The sequence below is a fragment of the Priestia megaterium NBRC 15308 = ATCC 14581 genome, from assembly GCF_000832985.1.
Classification (GTDB): domain Bacteria; phylum Bacillota; class Bacilli; order Bacillales; family Bacillaceae_H; genus Priestia; species Priestia megaterium.
In genome coordinates this window covers 1,360,795-1,378,031 of the sequence record NZ_CP009920.1, presented here as the reverse complement: position 1 = coordinate 1,378,031, position 17,237 = coordinate 1,360,795, and the positions used below count along the sequence as shown (strand labels likewise).

Annotated in this window: 15 protein-coding genes and 5 tRNA genes; 19 read left to right on the top strand and 1 reads right to left on the bottom strand. The window is 38.4% G+C overall.

What is annotated here, in order from left to right; genetic code table 11:
- Nucleotides 1–13 precede the first annotated feature (13 nt).
- Nucleotides 14–1,225: an MFS transporter gene (locus BG04_RS07700; RefSeq protein ID WP_034648898.1), complete on the top strand. Its 1,212-nt coding sequence runs from the start codon at nt 14–16 to the stop codon at nt 1,223–1,225.
- A gap of 147 nt (nt 1,226–1,372) precedes the next feature.
- Here the strand turns inward: BG04_RS07700 and BG04_RS07695 are convergent, their stop codons facing one another.
- Entirely contained in the window at nt 1,373–2,164 is a 792-nt protein-coding gene (locus BG04_RS07695; protein ID WP_034648900.1) for a DUF1189 domain-containing protein, read from the bottom strand.
- 347 nt (nt 2,165–2,511) lie between these two features.
- On the opposite strand from BG04_RS07695, the gene BG04_RS07685 reads away from it, so the two are divergent.
- The 18 genes from BG04_RS07685 (at nt 2,512) to BG04_RS07605 (ending at nt 17,219) form a co-directional block, all read left to right on the top strand.
- On the top strand, nt 2,512–2,997 hold the full coding sequence (locus BG04_RS07685) for a DUF456 domain-containing protein (protein WP_034648904.1): 486 nt from the start codon (nt 2,512–2,514) through the stop codon (nt 2,995–2,997).
- A 62-nt stretch (nt 2,998–3,059) separates the two neighbouring features.
- Nucleotides 3,060–3,134: transfer RNA gene (locus BG04_RS07680), tRNA-Asn, on the top strand.
- A gap of 1 nt (nt 3,135) precedes the next feature.
- Nucleotides 3,136–3,209, top strand: a tRNA-Met gene (locus BG04_RS07675).
- Between the two features lie 40 nt (nt 3,210–3,249).
- A tRNA-Asn gene (locus BG04_RS07670) sits at nt 3,250–3,324 on the top strand.
- A 3-nt stretch (nt 3,325–3,327) separates the two neighbouring features.
- A tRNA-Ile gene (locus tag BG04_RS07665) sits at nt 3,328–3,404 on the top strand.
- A gap of 11 nt (nt 3,405–3,415) precedes the next feature.
- Nucleotides 3,416–3,508: transfer RNA gene (locus tag BG04_RS07660), tRNA-Ser, on the top strand.
- A gap of 197 nt (nt 3,509–3,705) precedes the next feature.
- Complete coding sequence (gene sodA / locus BG04_RS07655) at nt 3,706–4,314, top strand: superoxide dismutase SodA (RefSeq protein WP_034648906.1); 609 nt, start codon at nt 3,706–3,708, stop codon at nt 4,312–4,314.
- Nucleotides 4,315–4,443: 129 nt separating this feature from the next.
- Entirely contained in the window at nt 4,444–5,721 is a 1,278-nt protein-coding gene (locus BG04_RS07650) for an MFS transporter (RefSeq protein WP_013059197.1), read from the top strand.
- A gap of 161 nt (nt 5,722–5,882) precedes the next feature.
- Entirely contained in the window at nt 5,883–8,060 is a 2,178-nt protein-coding gene (locus BG04_RS07645; RefSeq protein ID WP_034648908.1) for a peptidoglycan D,D-transpeptidase FtsI family protein, read from the top strand.
- A gap of 142 nt (nt 8,061–8,202) precedes the next feature.
- A complete protein-coding gene (locus BG04_RS31655; RefSeq protein WP_256656505.1) occupies nt 8,203–8,331 on the top strand; it encodes a hypothetical protein in 129 nt (42 codons plus the stop codon).
- A gap of 345 nt (nt 8,332–8,676) precedes the next feature.
- Entirely contained in the window at nt 8,677–9,474 is a 798-nt protein-coding gene (gene pstB, locus BG04_RS07640; protein WP_370506071.1) for a phosphate ABC transporter ATP-binding protein PstB, read from the top strand.
- Nucleotides 9,475–9,496: 22 nt separating this feature from the next.
- Nucleotides 9,497–10,156: a phosphate signaling complex protein PhoU gene (gene phoU / locus BG04_RS07635; protein WP_013059193.1), complete on the top strand. Its 660-nt coding sequence runs from the start codon at nt 9,497–9,499 to the stop codon at nt 10,154–10,156.
- Between the two features lie 192 nt (nt 10,157–10,348).
- The gene (locus tag BG04_RS07630) at nt 10,349–10,843 is read left to right on the top strand and encodes a DUF4912 domain-containing protein (protein WP_013085028.1); all 495 of its coding nucleotides are present in this window, start codon (nt 10,349–10,351) and stop codon (nt 10,841–10,843) included.
- Nucleotides 10,836–13,154: a glycosyltransferase gene (locus BG04_RS07625; RefSeq protein ID WP_034648912.1), complete on the top strand. Its 2,319-nt coding sequence runs from the start codon at nt 10,836–10,838 to the stop codon at nt 13,152–13,154. Before BG04_RS07630 ends, BG04_RS07625 begins: the two co-directional genes overlap by 8 nt.
- Nucleotides 13,151–15,430, top strand: coding sequence for a sugar phosphate nucleotidyltransferase (locus BG04_RS07620; protein ID WP_034648915.1), 2,280 nt, complete (start codon nt 13,151–13,153; stop codon nt 15,428–15,430). Before BG04_RS07625 ends, BG04_RS07620 begins: the two co-directional genes overlap by 4 nt.
- 242 nt (nt 15,431–15,672) lie before the next feature.
- Complete coding sequence (gene rpmG / locus BG04_RS07615; RefSeq protein ID WP_013059189.1) at nt 15,673–15,822, top strand: 50S ribosomal protein L33; 150 nt, start codon at nt 15,673–15,675, stop codon at nt 15,820–15,822.
- 46 nt (nt 15,823–15,868) lie between these two features.
- Nucleotides 15,869–16,435 carry a 5-formyltetrahydrofolate cyclo-ligase gene (locus tag BG04_RS07610; RefSeq protein ID WP_025750520.1) on the top strand — a complete coding sequence of 189 codons (567 nt, stop codon included), beginning with the start codon at nt 15,869–15,871 and terminating at the stop codon, nt 16,433–16,435.
- Nucleotides 16,422–17,219, top strand: a complete 798-nt coding sequence (locus BG04_RS07605; protein ID WP_034648921.1) for a DUF92 domain-containing protein — start codon at nt 16,422–16,424, stop codon at nt 17,217–17,219. The genes BG04_RS07610 and BG04_RS07605 overlap by 14 nt, the downstream gene beginning before the upstream one ends.
- Nucleotides 17,220–17,237: the final 18 nt, after the last annotated feature.

Sequence of the window (17,237 nt, the reverse complement as noted above, 5' to 3'; positions counted from 1 at the left end):
TGGAGAACGAAAATTGAAAGAAAAATTAATGATTGTTTCATTAGGCTTATTGCCTTTAATCATGGTGCTGGGAAATTCCATGCTCATTCCTCTGCTGCCAAGCATTCAAAAGTCACTTCACTTAAGCGGAGTTCAAACCAGTTTGATACTGAGTGCATTTTCGATTCCAGCTGCATTGTGTATCCCTGCCGTAGGGATTTTATCAGACCGGTATGGGCGTAAAAAGTTAATCATATATTCACTCGTCATGATGATAATAGGTAGTGTCATCGCTGCTAGTAGTGCTTCATTCTCTTCTGGAAGCTTTGCTGTGTTGATGGCAGGCAGAGTCATTCAAGGGATTGGAGCTGCAGGTACTACAACGTTGGCAATGGCATTAACTGGAGATGTATTTACAGGGGAAAAAAGAGCAAAAGTCCTCGGGATTTTAGAAGTGTATAACGGAGTTGGAAAAGTGGTTGCGCCGATAATTGGAGCATCGGTAGCACTCGTCGTATGGTATGCCGCGTTTTTTGTCTATCCTTTAGCTGCAGGTGCTGCTTTAGTAGGTATAGTGCTGTATGTGAGAGAAGGGAAAACAGGTTCGGATTCAGTATCTGTTCAAGAATATTTAAAGAGAGCCAATGGGATTGTCTATAATAAAAGAAAATCGCTTTTTCCTTTATTCTTTGTCGGGGGATTGGGGTTGTTTTTATTATTTGGTATTTTATATTATTTATCTTTTCTAATAGAGGAAACGTATCATATAGACGGTTTTTTTAAAGGAACCGCTTTTTTATTTCCTCTTGGTGCGATGACGCTCGTTTCTTATTGGACCGGTCAACGCATCAAAACAGATGTAGAGCTCATGAAAAAATTAATGATAGTAGGGATAACTCTTTTATTCCTGATGTTTGGAGTATTAACGATTATTTATACGCTTCCTGTTCTGATGTTTTGTTTGACAGTCGCCTTTGGCGGCTTAGGATTTGTTCTTCCGTGTATTAATATGATGATTACTTCAGCGGCTTCAGACGAAGAAAGAGGGTTTATTGTATCCATTTATGGAACGGTGAGATTTTTAGGAGTAGCGTTGGGACCTGTTGTTTTTGAAGTGTGGATGCATGCTGAAAGGCTGATGTTTGTTTACAGCTTTATTCTGCTCACAGCAGGAGGTTTGTGGGTTTTGTATCAGTTGAAAATTCTTCCTTGTGCAATGGGAAGAAAAAAAGTTGTACCGAAATAAAGAGGCTGAGACTTAACTAAATCACTCCAATCACCAGCTAGAAGCAGCCGCATACATGAAACCTGCGTTCACCATATCAATAAAAAAATCCAAAAGAGGTGGATTCTCTATCAAGAATCTAGATTCCTCGTTTGGATTCTCCTTCAACTAAAATACGTTTGTCCCAGCATCTTTATTAGGTTTTACCTTTCTTCTTATAGGAACCCTTGTGACGAGCAACAAGTAAATGAAGAATGTTCCTATCCAGTAAAGAGAGCTATGTAGTGCTAGAGACAAAGAAAAAGCTTCAAAAAGCGTATAAAGCAGTGTGAAGGCTACCGTACTATAAGCGCTCAGTGCCCATAGCTGCTTGAAAGGAAGCTGCTTTTTAGCAATGAGTGCAATCAGCTTTCCAAGATAAGCAAGGCAGGTAATAGAAAGGAAGTTTAGTCCAGATGTTAATACGTACAGTAAAAGCATAGCGATAGGGACAAGTATGTATAAAGAAAATTTTTGTTCGTGCAGCAAGTTTAACAGTTCATTTTTATCTTTATGATGCCAGTTTAGCAACTCATATGAATACGTTTGTGTTTGTGAATTAGTCGTGATGTAAATTCCATCCTTTAAAAAACCAATGGCATGAGCAGGGGAATGAAATCGTTCAATAGACTGTGAGGGGTTTAAGATAAAAGCGGTACCGTTTACTTTTTTTGTGAAAGGTTGACTTGACGTAAGCTGTGAGTTTGAAATAGAAAAAGAAGAAACAGATTTCGGAAGATCTGTAGTAGCGATATGATAGCCGTTTACAATCGTCAAAGTCATAAAGAAAAATGTAGGCAGCAAAGAAATAAATGTTAGAAACAGCACAAAACCAATTGTTTTATTCGTATGCTCAAAGCGAAGCGACCTTATTTTTTTGAAGGAAATAAAACTCCATGCCATCTTTTTCAGCATGCTCATTGTAAAGCCTCCTCTTATTGAAGATTCTTATTATACCTTATTTTATAGCGAAAATTTAAGGTTTACAATAGATTTTAGAAACCGTTACCAATTACAATGATGCGGTGGAGCGTTATGTTACAAGCACATTTTATGCGTATATGTACAGGTTTTGCCGTCATTGTTTTTTTTGATATTACGGGCGCCTTGAGGACCGTGCTGTTAATATTGCAGAGGTACACTCGAAAATTATTATTTGAAGAGGTATTCGAAAGTGAAATAAAGGAAGTACTCGTCGTGCAAGGTCTTTCTTTATAGGAGTGGTTATTGTATGATAAATAGTAATAATAAAAAGGATAGGTGCGGGCATGGCTATTTTATGTTGGGTATTAATTATCGTTAGCTTTGTTGTATCGTTTGTTGGGTTGGTTTATCCCATTATCCCGAGCGTGCTATTTGTAGCTCTAGGATTTGTTATATACGGTTTATTTTATGATTTTAGCTCCTATAGCTGGTTATTTTGGGTGGTACAAGGATTGTTAGTTGTCGCACTTTTTTTAGCAGACTATATAGCTAATATTATTGGTGTGAAAAAATTCGGAGGCACTAAAGCAGGTGTTTGGGGAAGTACAGTTGGGCTGCTTGTAGGTCCGTTTGTCATTCCGGGATTTGGAATTATTTTAGGGCCGTTTATCGGAGCGATTGTAGGAGAACTGATTGTTCATCGGACTACAATTAGCAACGCAGTAAAAATTGGAGTAGGTTCGGTTATTGGCTTTTTTAGTGGTGCTATTTCAAAAGGATTTATTCAACTGCTGATGATTGCCTATTTTTTATACGCTGTTTTAAAATAATATATTGACTTTAGACTAGAAACATGTTAAATTTTTAATGTCGCTAGTAAATGTTATATTGTTCCACAGTAGCTCAGTGGTAGAGCTATCGGCTGTTAACCGATCGGTCGTAGGTTCGAGTCCTACCTGTGGAGCCATGGCGGTGTAGCTCAGCTGGCTAGAGCGTACGGTTCATACCCGTGAGGTCGGGGGTTCGATCCCCTCCGCCGCTATTTTCCAATTTACGTTTGTGACTTACATAATTCATATTGTTCCACAGTAGCTCAGTGGTAGAGCTATCGGCTGTTAACCGATCGGTCGTAGGTTCGAGTCCTACCTGTGGAGCCATGTGGACCCTTAGCTCAGCTGGTTAGAGCAGACGGCTCATAACCGTCCGGTCGCAGGTTCGAGTCCTGCAGGGTCCACCATTTATAAGGTTGGAGGAATACCCAAGTCCGGCTGAAGGGATCGGTCTTGAAAACCGACAGGGGTGTTAAAGCCCGCGGGGGTTCGAATCCCTCTTCCTCCGCCATACTATCGTCTATTCAAAGCTTCTTTTGAGAAAAAGAAGCTTTTTTTATGTTTAAAAGAATAGCGAATGGGAATTAGGTAAATATAAATCATGGATTAGGAACTTTTTATTTGAAACAGTAGGGTAAATTTGCTAATCTAAACGTATATGGTGCTTTCGCGCCAAAATGCTTACATATTTTGAAGGAGGAATTATTCATGGCTTACAAATTACCAGAACTACCTTATGCATACGATGCACTGGAACCACATATCGACAAAGAAACAATGAATATTCACCACACAAAACATCACAACACATATGTTACAAATCTAAACGCTGCTGTTGAAGGCAAAGGGGATTTAGAAAGCAAAAGTATTGAAGAGTTAATTTCAAACTTAGATGCTGTTCCTGAAGATATCCGTACAGCAGTACGCAATAACGGTGGCGGTCATGCGAACCACTCATTATTTTGGACAATCCTTTGCCCTAACGGCGGCGGTGCTCCAACTGGTGAATTAGCAGACGCTATCGCTAGCAAATTCGGCAGCTTTGATCAATTCAAAGAAGAATTTGCAAATGCAGCTAAAACTCGCTTCGGTTCTGGCTGGGCTTGGTTAGTTGTAAACAACGGCGATTTAGAAGTAACAAGCACACCAAACCAAGATAGCCCATTAATGGAAGGTAAAACGCCAATTCTTGGTCTAGACGTTTGGGAGCACGCTTACTACTTAAATTACCAAAACCGCCGTCCAGATTACATTTCAGCATTCTTTAATGTTGTAAAATGGGACGAAGTTGCTAAGCGTTACGACGCTGCAAAATAAGCTAAAGACGTATTTAAGAGCCAGTAAAGTAATTATTACCTTTACTGGCTTTTTTGTTTTCCAATTCTTTTACATATCTCCTTTTCTTTTTCACACACTAGGTGTAGAAGAGAAAAGGAGTTTTTTGATATGCCTTTATTAAAAAAAGTAGTTGGAGATGTAGAAGTTAGTAAAGATTTACTTTTGCTTTTAATTATAGGCGGTCTTTATGCCTTGGCTATTTCAATTTCCAATTCGTTTGTTAACATTTATCTGTGGAAACAATCAGGCGAATTTTCGGATCTCGCTATTTATAATTTAGCGGTAGTGGTGCTTCAGCCGCTTACGTTTATTTTAGCAGGTAAATGGGCCAAACGAATTGACCGGGTTGTGGTTTTAAGGTTAGGTGTATCTTTTTTAGCTGTTTTTTATATCGCTGTATTAGTCAGTGGAGCTAACGCAGCCGAGTATTTAGTATTGCTTGGTGGGCTGCTGGGTATAGGATACGGCTTTTATTGGCTAGCTTTTAATGTGCTAACTTTTGAAATTACAGAACCGGATACAAGAGACTTTTTTAACGGATTTTTAGGGATCTTAAACTCTTTTGCAGGGATGATTGGTCCTTTAGGAGCGGGCTTTGTTATTTCCGCTTTGTATGAATCACTTGGGTATAAAATTGTGTTTGGTGTATCGCTGCTATTGTTTATCGGTGCCGTTGTGCTTAGTTTTTTTATTACAAGACGCGCAGCGGAAGGAGTATACAAATTTAAAGAGGTATGGGCTGAACGAAAAGTCAATAAAGACTGGAATCGAATATTGCAGGCTCATTTCTTTCAAGGGTTGCGTGAAGGTACGTTCATTTTTGTTGTATCCGTCATGGTATTTATTACGACGGGAAGTGAATTAGCTTTAGGAACATATGGACTGGTAAATTCAGCGGTTGCATTTGTGGGATACTATGTTGCCTCAAGGTTTATTAAGCAAAAAAATCGCCTTCGGTTTATCTTCACAGGGGGCCTCCTTCTCTATGGAGCAGTCTTTTTGCTTATCTTTAACTTATCGTATCCAAAGTTAATTATATATGCTGTTTGTATTGCCATTGCCTATCCTATTTTATTGGTTCCATTCATTTCTCTAACGTACGATGTGATTGGACGAGCAAAAGACGTTGTTTCAAAAAGAATTGAATACATTGTTGTCAGAGAAGTATTTCTGAATATCGGGCGCGTCGTTTCTATATCTTTATTTTTAATAGCTGTACTATTTTTTGATGAAGCAAAAAGTATTCCCATTTTATTAGCTATTGTTGGAGCAGGGCATACGATCATTTATTTTTGTGTGAGACATATCTCACAGCCTCTGCACAAAAAAGAAACGACTGTTACTCCTCCGGTATTAAATGAAGGAGACGGAGAGTCTCCAGCTTAGAGTGTTGTCAGCTCCTTCATTTGTACTATGGAAAATGCTTCGCTTTTCTTTTAGAATAAATACGTTGTGTAAATAGGCACCTGCCAGGTGTCTATTTATTTGCTAAATGGCTGATTTTATGGTGTTATGGTATATATGTTTTATAAAGTGTAGGTGTTGGTATGAAAAAGAAAAAAAGAAGAAAAAGTCACGTGCCTTTTCGTGTGAACTTACTTTTCTTGACCGTATTTGCCCTATTTTCCGTATTAATTTTGCGGTTGGGACTTGTTCAAATTGTATACGGTGAGAATTACGAACGAGAAGTGGAAAAAACACAGGACGTTACGGTCAGTACGCCTGTTCCTCGAGGGAAAATGTACGATCGTTATAACCGCGTAATTGTAGATAATACCTCTTTAAATACGATTACATATACTCGTTTTCAAGGAAATACAGCTGAAGAAAGGCTGCGCATCGCTAAAAAGTTAGCCACTATGATCGATGTTCCTTACACCACAAATGTGATTGATATTCCGGAAAATAAAAAGAATAAAGATGCTAAAAATGTGGTAAAAATTACAGAACGCGATATGAAGGATTATTGGATTATGATTCACCCTAAAGAAGCGGAACAGAAAATTACGCAAGCTGATCGCAAAAAAGTTCAAGATGGTGAAATGACTGATGACGAACTGTATCAACGTCAGTTAGACCGCATCTCTAAAAAAGATTTAGAAAGTCTAAAGAGTGATTTAGAAGTTCTCGCTATTAAGCGCCAAATGGAGGCAGGTTACTCTAACACCCCGCAAATTGTTAAGAGCGGTGTGACAAATGAAGAGTATGCCGTTGTAAGTGAACACTTAGATGAACTTCCAGGTGTTGATACAACAACGTATTGGGATCGCTCATACCCAGAAAACAGTACTCTTCGTACTTTGCTTGGAAATGTATCATCTGCCAACGAAGGACTGCCTAAAGATAAAGTACAGTATTACTTGTCAAGAGGCTATAGCCGAAATGACCAAGTTGGGACGAGCTATTTAGAGAAGCAATACGAAGCTCAGCTCAGCGGTCAAAAAGAAAAAGTCCAATATGTAACAGATAAAAAAGGAAATCTCCTTGATACAATTCAAGTGTCTAAAGGTGAACGCGGCAGTGATTTGGTTTTAACTATTGATATGGAGCTTCAAAAAGCGGTAGAAAAGCAAATTACGGACCAGCTTTTAGCCAAAAAGCAAATGAAAGGAACGCAATTTTTAGACCGTGCTTTTGTTATTATGATGGATCCTCACACAGGAGAAATTTTAACAATGGCAGGTAAAAAATACACCATTGATAAGAAGACTGGAGCGCCTAAAATAGAAGATTTTGCATTAGGAAATATTTCAACATCTTATACAATGGGCTCTGTTGTAAAAGGAGCAACGGTTTTAGCCGGCTTAGATTCAGGAGCTATTAAGCCAAACACAGTGTTCGTTGATGAACCGTTAAAAATTAAAGGAACACCGGTTAAAAAATCAGCTGAGGCCGAAGGGTTAGGACCCTTAACGTATTCATCTGCGTTAAAATATTCATCCAACGTATTTATGTTTAAAACGGTAATGGCTATGGCTGGGTTACAGTATCATAAAAACATGACTTTACCGATTAAACCTGATACATTCAGCGAACTGCGTTCTTACTACAGTCAGTTCGGCTTAGGCGTATCAACAGGCATAGACCTTGATAACGAATCAACAGGTGTCCAAGGTGGAAGCGATGTTCCAGGTACGGCGCTTGATTTAGGAATTGGTCAGTATGATACGTACACGCCGCTGCAGCTTGTTCAATATACTTCTGCAATAGCTAATGGAGGGTATCGTATTAAGCCGCAGCTAGTAAAAGAAATCCGAAAACCAACGATTAAAACCGATGAAATTGGCGGTACGCAGCATTCATTTGAACCTGATGTGTTAAATCGTATTACGATGAAAGAACAATACATTAAAGATGTTCAAAGTGGTTTTAAGCGCGTTACGCAAGAACAAGGCGGTACAGGATATGCAGCTTTCCATACAGCGAACTATAATCCTGCTGGTAAATCAGGAACGGCACAAGCCTATGAGAAAAATCCTAGGGGAGGGGACCCTATTAAAGTTAATAATTCAAACTTTGTGGCCTTTGCTCCGGCAAATAATCCTGAAATTGCAGTAGCTGTGGTGGTACCATCGGTATTTGTGCCAAGTGCACCAAATACCATTACAAAAGAGCTTGCTCGTTCTGCGCTCGATACGTATTTTGATTTAAAGAAAAAAGGTGAACAAGAAGTAAAAGATCAAGAAGAGAACCAACAGGCTGTCATTGCAAACGACGCCAATTAAAGAGGCTGGGACAAAAGCATATTAGTTGAAGTAAGATCCGAACAAAGTTGATTAAGAATCAACTTTGTTCGGATCTTTTATTTATAGGATGAAAGTAGATTTCGTGTATGTAGGTGCTTTTAGCGGTTGATTGGAGGGCAAGGTGAAGACTTCTGCAGGAAAAGCGAAGCGACGAGGAGACTCACCGGCCGCCCGTGGAACGAAAATCAACAGCGGTATCGGAAGTGATTCATACTGGATTATTTATCCAATACATCCATTTTTAGATTGAATTAATTTAGTAATGTCTCTACCTCTTCTTTTTGTTAGAAATCTTTACATATATGGTTTTTTATTGAATTTATGGGTCGTAAGAACTAGTTTTTTACCTGAAAAACACGCAGATAGACCTTTGTTTACAAAAGCTTTACATTGAGTTAAAACACAATTAATAGTCGGCTATTATTCTGTAAGTGTAAGGGTTAATAGAAATGATCAAAATAAGGGGAAGCGTTTCTGCTTCTCGTATTTATTTACAGTGATAGTAAACAATAGATATTAAATAGACATAGAGAGACTTTTAATGTGCTCAAAACGGTTAAAGACGATGAAGGAGGATTATCCAATGGCAATAACAATGGAATTGACTAACAAAGAAAAAGTAAATACTCCGCAAACAAAAGAAATTGTATATAAAACAAAAGGTTTAAATTTATGGTATGGCAACACACATGCCTTAAAAAATATTGATTTAGACATTCATGCTAACGAAGTTACCGCGATCATCGGTCCATCAGGCTGCGGAAAATCAACATATATTAAAACGTTAAATCGTATGGTAGAAATGACTCCAATTGTCCGTACATCAGGTGAGATTGAGTATAGAGGGAAAAATATTTTTGATAAATCGTACCACGTGGAAGAGCTGCGCACGCAAGTAGGAATGGTTTTCCAAAAGCCAAATCCGTTCCCGAAATCTATTTATGATAATATTGCGTACGGTCCAAGAATTCATGGTGTTCGCAACAAGAAAAAACTAGATGAAATTGTTGAAAAAAGTTTACGAGGAGCAGCTATTTGGGACGAAGTTAAAGATCGTTTGAATCAAAATGCAAATGGGTTGTCAGGTGGACAACAGCAGCGTATCTGTATTGCGCGATGCTTGGCAATTGAACCTGACGTTATTTTAATGGATGAGCCTACTTCTGCGCTCGATCCAATTTCAACATTAAAAGTAGAAGAGTTAGTACAAGAATTAAAGAAAGACTTCAGCATTATTATTGTTACCCATAATATGCAGCAAGCGGCACGTATTTCAGATAAAACAGCATTTTTCTTAAATGGAGAAGTGGTAGAGTACGCAGAAACAGATAAAATCTTCTCAATGCCATCTGATAAACGCACAGAAGATTATATTACAGGTCGTTTTGGTTAAGACATACAAGGAGATGGGATGAGTGGTTGTACGCGAAAAGTTTCATGGTGATTTAAAGATATTACGTGAAAAATTATTAGAAATAGGGCGCTTAACGCATGAGGCGCTATCAAAATCAATTGAAGCGTTGCAAACAAGCAACGTTGAGCTGGCGCTAGAAATTATCGACGGCGATTCATACGTGGATGACTTAGAAGAAGAAATTAATGACCTAGCTATCTTACTGATCGCAAAGCAGCAGCCGGTGGCTATCGATTTAAGACGTATCATTGTGGCAATTAAAATTGCTTCGGATGTTGAGCGTATGGCAGATTTTGCGGTTAACGTAGCAAAATCAGCTATACGAATTGGAAACGAAGAATTAATTAAGCCGTTAGAACACGTAAAGAAAATGCACGATATTTCGATTGAAATGTTGAGCCTTTCGTTAAAAGCTTATCACGAGGAAGATCTTGTGCTGGCTAAAAAAGTAGCGGAAATGGACGATCAAGTGGATGAGCTCTACGGAATAACAATAAAAGAACTTTTAAGTCTTGCTAAAGAAAAGCAGGAGGCTATGAACCAAATTACGCAGCTTTTATTTGTAGCCCGCTATTTAGAGCGTATGGCTGATCATACCACTAACGTAGCAGAAAGCGTATTTTACCTTGTAAAAGGCAAACGCTACGACTTAAACGAATAGTAGAAAAACCTCTTCTAATAAGCGAAGAGGTTTTTTTGTTAGTAAATTATAATTACTATGTTACCTGAATTTTTAACACAAATCGACAAATTGCGTTTATTGTGGCAACTTTTTCTGAATGGTAAGATGTTAATAAGTTTATACGGCATTTATATGTAGAAAAAACATTCTAAGAAACGAAGTGATAAAACAGTGGCTGCTAACCTTATTCAAAACTTAAATGTGTGTATAGCTACTCAGCTTGACTCATCTCGTATTTATGTTCACTGGTCGTTTTCTGAGCATATTCGAGAGATGGTAGAAAGTATGTTTTCGACACGGTGGGAAGAATTGAACCTAGCTATGTGTACGTATGATATAACAGGTCTTCATTTTAACGGCCATGAATCAAACCGCTATTATATGAAGGGTCTTACCCCTAAGCAAGACTTCATGTTTATGAACAGCTTGGAAAGTGAGCGCACGTATGTAATAGATATTGGTATTCAAGATAAAGAAGGAAGTTTTTTTTCCCTTCTTCGTTCGAATCCAGTTTATTTGATGAAAGAAAAATATGAACAAGTGAATGTAACTTCGTTAGGCTGGATGTACGAACCTGTAAAAGTTCACCAGGGTGTTCAAAATGAATTTAGCACATATTCCTTATATTCAAATGACTTGGAGCAGGTGAAGAAGCAATATGAATAGTGATGACTGTATTCTTTTAACTTATATGCATTGTCCGTTGCTACATGTACTTCAAACAGAGAATAAGTATCTGCTGTTTGAACAAGTAACGAATGAGTTCATCCCTTTTTTAGATCAAATTGAGTCTAAGAAATTGATAGGTGCAACAGTTGTGATGTCTTGTGTGTTTTTGAACACATTAAACGACGAGGAGTTTAATACTCGTTACGCTCAATATTTACACCAGTTTTCAAGCCGGCAGCATCAGAGAGCACTCACCTTTTTAAAAAAGTGGAACGGGAGCTTGTTCTCAGCCTGCAAATATTTTTTTCAGCATGACATGATGGAGTGTATTCCTACTACCGTAACGAACGCGTTCGTTTCCACCCTTAAAACCGAACAAACATTAAATCTCCAAACTACAGAAGCAATACGTGTTTTTCAACAGTTTTTTGAAAAAAAGCCCGTCGGTTTTTTTATACAGCAAGGAGAGTATACCCATCAAGTAGATATGCTCCTAAAATCTCATGAAATGCGCTATACCTTTGTGAAGTCATCAACAGATGAACTAAAAAAGTCGCCTGCTGGCATTATCTTGTTTCCATATCCTAAGCAAGGAAACCAAGTTGAGGAAGGAACAATCAATAAAGCGAGCGTTTTTTTGGATTTGAAGGCTAAGGACACGCTTGGCTTTCAGCGAATGCAAGCAGCAAGCGGTATATTTCAATATCCTTTAGATTACGCGAGGGATATAGAGTTTCATCAAAACGAAACTCTTGCACTCTACGGTGCAACAAAAAGCGCCGAATTTGTCAGTGAGAACAATCAATTGTTTATTTCAACCGTACAGAAGTCAGAGGCGATGCTAGATGTTATCGATTCTAAACATCCTAGCGTGGTGAATGCTATCTACCGACAGTGGCTCCTTTTAAGTAGCAGCGATTGGCTTTATAATTTTGAAAAAGTCAAAGATGAATACGAAAGGCAAGTAAAACTATTTGATTTTCTTTGTCACGAAGAGAATCCAAGGATGGATAGCGAAAACAGTTTTCTTTCAGGAAGTTCTTTTTTATACCCTGCAAAAGAGATAGAGCCGGCGGCTTTATCAGTAAATCAATATAAAGGCGGTCTCTCCATTTTAATGCTTGCATGGGAATTCCCTCCTCTAGTTATCGGAGGACTTGCACGACATGTATTTGATTTATCCAGAGCGTTAGCAAAGGCGGGCCATCACGTTAGTGTATTAACAACGTATGTAGAGGGGCTGCCGGAATATGAGCGTTTATACGGTGTTCACGTTTACCGAGTTAAAAGCCTGCAGCCTCATCATCCGGATTTTTTGACATGGGTAAACAGTTTGAACGTGGCTATGGCTCTTAGAGGACTGCAGTTAGGCTACAAGCTGTCTTTTGACGTTATTCATGCTCATGACTGGCTTGTTGCCTCCGCTGCAAAATGTTTAGCAGATAAAACGGATAGACCGCTAATTACGACCATTCATGCGACAGAACATGGGCGCAATAATGGTATTCATAATGACATGCAGCAAAAAATTCACTTGCAAGAAGAGGAGCTGATTCGACAATCAAGCTCAATCATTGTCTGCAGCGACTATATGAAGAAGGAATTAATCACTTTATTTCACGTAGAGCAAGATAAAATTGCTATATTTCCAAATGGAATTGACAAGCAGCTGGTAGTCGACGCAGTAAATGAGCGGTTAAAAGAAAGTTTACAAAAGAAATATAATTTTAGAAAGGCCCCTATTATTTTTTCAATTGGACGAATTGTATATGAAAAAGGATTTCAGCTATTTATTGAAGCAGCGGAACTACTTAAGAAAAAACAAATAGATGTTCAATTCGTTGTAGCAGGAAAAGGGCCTTTACTTCATGAGTTTCGAACACAGGTAAGTGAAAAGCAACTAGACAAATACGTGTATTTTATTGGATACATTACCGATAACGAACGAAATCAGCTTCTTCAAGCTTGCAAAATGGTTGTTTTTCCAAGTTTATATGAACCTTTTGGAATTGTGGCTTTAGAGGGGATGGTAGCCAAGAAGCCAACTATCGTTGCCGATACAGGAGGTCTAAGCGATATTGTTTCACATTTCGACACGGGTCTGACGTTTGCCCGAGGAGATACGCTCGAATTAATCAACTGTATTGAATTTTTGTTAAAAAATGAAAAAACGGCTGCAAAAATCAGCGAAAATGGGTATAGAAAAGCAACAACTATGTTTAGCTGGGAAAAAATCGCTATTGATACAAGTAAGCTGTTTCAACATCAGATTTGCCAGGATAAAAAAAGAAGGGAGGCAAAAAATTGAAAGCCATTATACTTGCTGGCGGTAAAGGAACAAGACTGCAGCCCTTGACCTATACGATTCCAAAGCCTATGCTGCCGCTTTACGATAAACCTGTGATGGAATATAGCATTGAACTGCTTAAGAAACATGGAATTACAGAGATTGGGATTACGCTGCAGTATAGGCATGAACAAATTATTGAATACTTCGGGGATGGCTCTCAGTGGGGAGTGACGCTTACTTATTTTATCGAAAAAGAGCCTCTTGGAACAGCGGGCGGAATTAAGCGAGCAGAGGCCTTTATTGAGGAAGACTGTATTATTATTAGTGGAGATGCCTTAACAGAAATTAATCTTCAAGACGTTATTCATTTTCATTATGAACAAAAAAGCGAAATGACCATTGTTACAAAAGAAGTAAACGACGTGCGGGGTTATGGAGTGGTGACGATAGATGAAGGGCATCGAGTCACGGAATTTGTAGAGAAACCGACCTACGAACAGGCCAATAGCCGATTGATTAATACGGGAGTGTATGTGATCAAAAAATCCGTTCTTGATTACGTGAATTCTTATGGTCCTACAGATTTTAGCTTTGACATTATCCCGCTTCTTTTGGAATATAATCATACTGTGTGCAGTTTTGTAACGGAAGATTATTGGATTGATATTGGGCAAATCCACCATTATCGTCAAGCACACTATGATTTGTGGAGGAAGTGGTTTGGCAATAGACAGGAAAGTGTTGTCTCAGATGACGCCCTTATAGAAGAAGGGGTGACTATTTACGATCCGGTTTACGTAGGAGAAAATGTGGTGATTAGAAAAGGTGCTTCAATTGGTCCTTACACGATTATCGGAACCAATAGTATCATAGAAGCACATGCTGCAATCGATAAAACAATTTTGCTTCAAAACGTAACGGTGGGGGCAGAATCGTTTTTATACAATGCTACGATAGGTCCCTATGTAAATGTTCAAGCAATGACTACGTATGTCCAAGATACAGTAGCTGAAAATCAAGTACTACCTCAACTTTCTGTAAAACCAGATGTTTCTATCTTCAAAAACGGTCGCCTGTATGTACATTCATCTGTTGATCGAGAAAGACTGTACAATGCGTTATTACTTGTATGCAAACACCAAGGGGCGTTCTGTCTAGCAAGCGATGATGAAGGAGAAGCCATTCAACTTCGCAAAGAATGCTTTTCTTTTTTACGGAGTAATCATTCAGCTGTGTATGATATTAAAAAAGAAGCTCTTCCGGTATTTCGATATTACATGATGACTTCACAAGCGAGCATTGGTATTTATATTGGTGTGGATAGCAAAAACAGCGGCCTCTTTTTAGAAATATATGACAAGAAAGGGCAATTAGTTAATCAGCTTATTGAAAAAAAGATTGAGCGGATGTACCTTCAAGCTAAACAAGCAAACACAACAACTTCTGTTTCACTTAAAAAAACAAGCATAAGAAATATCAGGGAAGAATATTGTGATGCTTTAGTAAAATCAATTAATCAGCATGTTTTGTTAGAAGACAGTACGCGGATTGGCGTGATTTGTTCGCCGTTTATACAGAAAGTTGTCGAACTATTATGTAAGCGTCTTCGTGTCCATGTTTTATTTTTAAACAAATGGGAGAAAACAGAAGAAATCAAACGAATAATTAAACGAAATAAGCTGTCTTTTTGTATTCAGATTAAAGAAGATGGAGAAACATTTGCTCTATATGATGAAAAAGGCTGCAGCGTAAATGACTCAGAAATTATGTCGCTCTATATTTATAGCGTATACATGACAAAAAAAGCAGCATTCGTTCCTATTCCTATACACTATTCATCCACACTAGAAACATTTGCTCAATCTCTCAATCAATCATTTATGAGGACAAAAGCAAAAAAACGTGATTTGCTTAGTCTTTTGGGGCCCGTTCAATTTCAGTTGGATGCCATGTACGCTTTATGTCAGCTGATCGAATTAATTATGGTGCAACAGCGGAAAATTTCTGAAATGATTCAATATGTCCCGCACGCTTATATGAACTGGCGGTACATTTCATGTCCGCTAGAAATTCAAGAACAAGTGATGAAGAAACTATTAGAAGAAGCAATTGGTAAACAAGTGTATGTCATTGATGGCTTAAAGATTTACCATGATCCCCATGAATGGACGCTTATTTTGCCCGATGGTCACTTGCCTGTATTAAATATTTATTCAGAGGCGTTGAACACTCAGACTGCCAAGAAGCTGTCGGCATATTTTGTAGAAAAAATACAAGAGTATCAAAGAGTGTAAATAATGGCTTTTATTTAAAAGAAAGGAAGTACGCCTCTCATAAAAAGAGTTCCGCTTATTTCAAGAAACTTCATCTATATATAAGGCGTAGCAGAGAAGGGGCTCAGGGATCTAAGAGGAAAGAAAAAGTGAAGAAATGAAATTAAATGACTTTCTTCAAAAAAACAGACTGGCATTTCCTTTCGAAAAATGATATTATATTAAAGTCTGATTTATGTTTATAATGTTTGGAGGGAAAATAGATGCGCGTAAACGTTACATTAGCTTGCACTGAAACTGGTGACCGTAATTACATTACAACTAAAAACAAGCGTAATAACCCAGATCGTCTTGAGTTAAAAAAATACAGCCCAAGACTTAAAAAAGTTACACTTCATCGTGAAACAAAGTAAGCAGTAGGAGTACAATCCTGCTGTTTTTTTTATAGGGGGGATTAAAATGAAATCTCATCTGCGCAAAGAGATGAAGCGGGTTCTTAATTTAATTTCTGAAGAGCAGCACGAGGCACATTCAACAAGCATAGCAAATGCACTGTATGAAACTTGTTTATGGAAAGAAGCTAGAGTCATTGCAGCTACGGTTTCAAGAAATAAAGAAGTTAATACGAAAGCCATCATTGAACGTGCTTGGAAAGATGGAAAGAAAGTAGCTGTTCCAAAATGCAACCCCACAACATCTCAAATGGTTTTCTACGAGATTACGAATTTTTCACAGCTTGAAACAGTGTACTACGGGTTAGCGGAGCCAATTGTTGAAGAAACTGTTCCCGTTTCAAAATCTTCAATTGATTTACTCCTTGTGCCTGGCGTGGTATATAGCAAAAATGGATATCGTATCGGCTATGGAGGCGGCTATTACGATCGTTATCTAACAGATTATAGCGGACAGAAGCTAAGCCTTGCGTTTGATTGTCAAGTCGTTTCAGAGGTCCCATATGAATCTCATGATATTCCCGTTGAATATATTTTGACAGAGAAGGAGCTTATTTGCTGTGAATCCGTTTGATGCTGTCATGATAATTGTAATATTACTCATGGCAGGAGCAGGCTACATAGCAAAAGCACTGACAGTATCGGGAGCCTGCATGTCTTTTATCGTAGGAGCGAGCGTTTATATCGGTTTTTCGCTTCAAGGTTTTTTACTCTTACTCTTATTTTTTAGCACTTCTACGTTGTGTAGTAAGTACAAAAAAGAAAAAAAACGTGCATTAGAAGAAAAGTTAGAGAAGCACGACAGGCGAGATTATATTCAAGTCCTTGCTAATGGAGGTGTAGCTGCTGCTTGCGGTGTGTTATATGCTGCAACAGCTTTTCCTGTTTACATGTGGATGTTTATGATCAGCATCTCAGCTGCTAATGCGGATACGTGGGCATCTGAAATAGGGTCTCTTAGTAAAAAGCCGCCATTTTACCTTTGGACGTTAAAGAGAGTAGAAGCGGGTACCTCAGGAGCCGTTTCACTTTTAGGTACAGCAGCCGGAGCAGCCGGAGCTTTTCTTATTGCTGCCGCTTGTTATTTTGCTTTTCCATCCGTATCGCTAAGTAGTATATTGCTAGTCGGGTGCTTTGGTTTTATTGGAAACGCTATAGACACTCTTCTTGGAGCAAGTGTGCAAGTTCGCTTTCACTGTCAAAGCTGCGGTATTGAAACGGAACGGAAAGATCATTGCCGTAAGCCAACGATAAAAGAGAAAGGAATAACTTTCTTTAACAATGATGTTGTAAATCTTGCCGCTATTTTGCTTGCTTCTTTTACAGGCGGAATCCTTATCCTGCTTTTACCTATATAAGAGCATAAAATGTTCATC

Coding starts and splice junctions, on each gene's coding strand:
- BG04_RS07695 (WP_034648900.1), bottom strand. CDS start 2,164: ATGAGCATGCTGAAAAAGATGGCATGGAGTTTTATTTCCTTCAAAAAA.
- BG04_RS07685 (WP_034648904.1), top strand. CDS start 2,512: ATGGCTATTTTATGTTGGGTATTAATTATCGTTAGCTTTGTTGTATCG.
- sodA (WP_034648906.1), top strand. CDS start 3,706: ATGGCTTACAAATTACCAGAACTACCTTATGCATACGATGCACTGGAA.
- BG04_RS07650 (WP_013059197.1), top strand. CDS start 4,444: ATGCCTTTATTAAAAAAAGTAGTTGGAGATGTAGAAGTTAGTAAAGAT.
- BG04_RS07645 (WP_034648908.1), top strand. CDS start 5,883: ATGAAAAAGAAAAAAAGAAGAAAAAGTCACGTGCCTTTTCGTGTGAAC.
- pstB (WP_370506071.1), top strand. CDS start 8,677: ATGGAATTGACTAACAAAGAAAAAGTAAATACTCCGCAAACAAAAGAA.
- BG04_RS07625 (WP_034648912.1), top strand. CDS start 10,836: ATGAATAGTGATGACTGTATTCTTTTAACTTATATGCATTGTCCGTTG.
- rpmG (WP_013059189.1), top strand. CDS start 15,673: ATGCGCGTAAACGTTACATTAGCTTGCACTGAAACTGGTGACCGTAAT.
- BG04_RS07610 (WP_025750520.1), top strand. CDS start 15,869: ATGAAATCTCATCTGCGCAAAGAGATGAAGCGGGTTCTTAATTTAATT.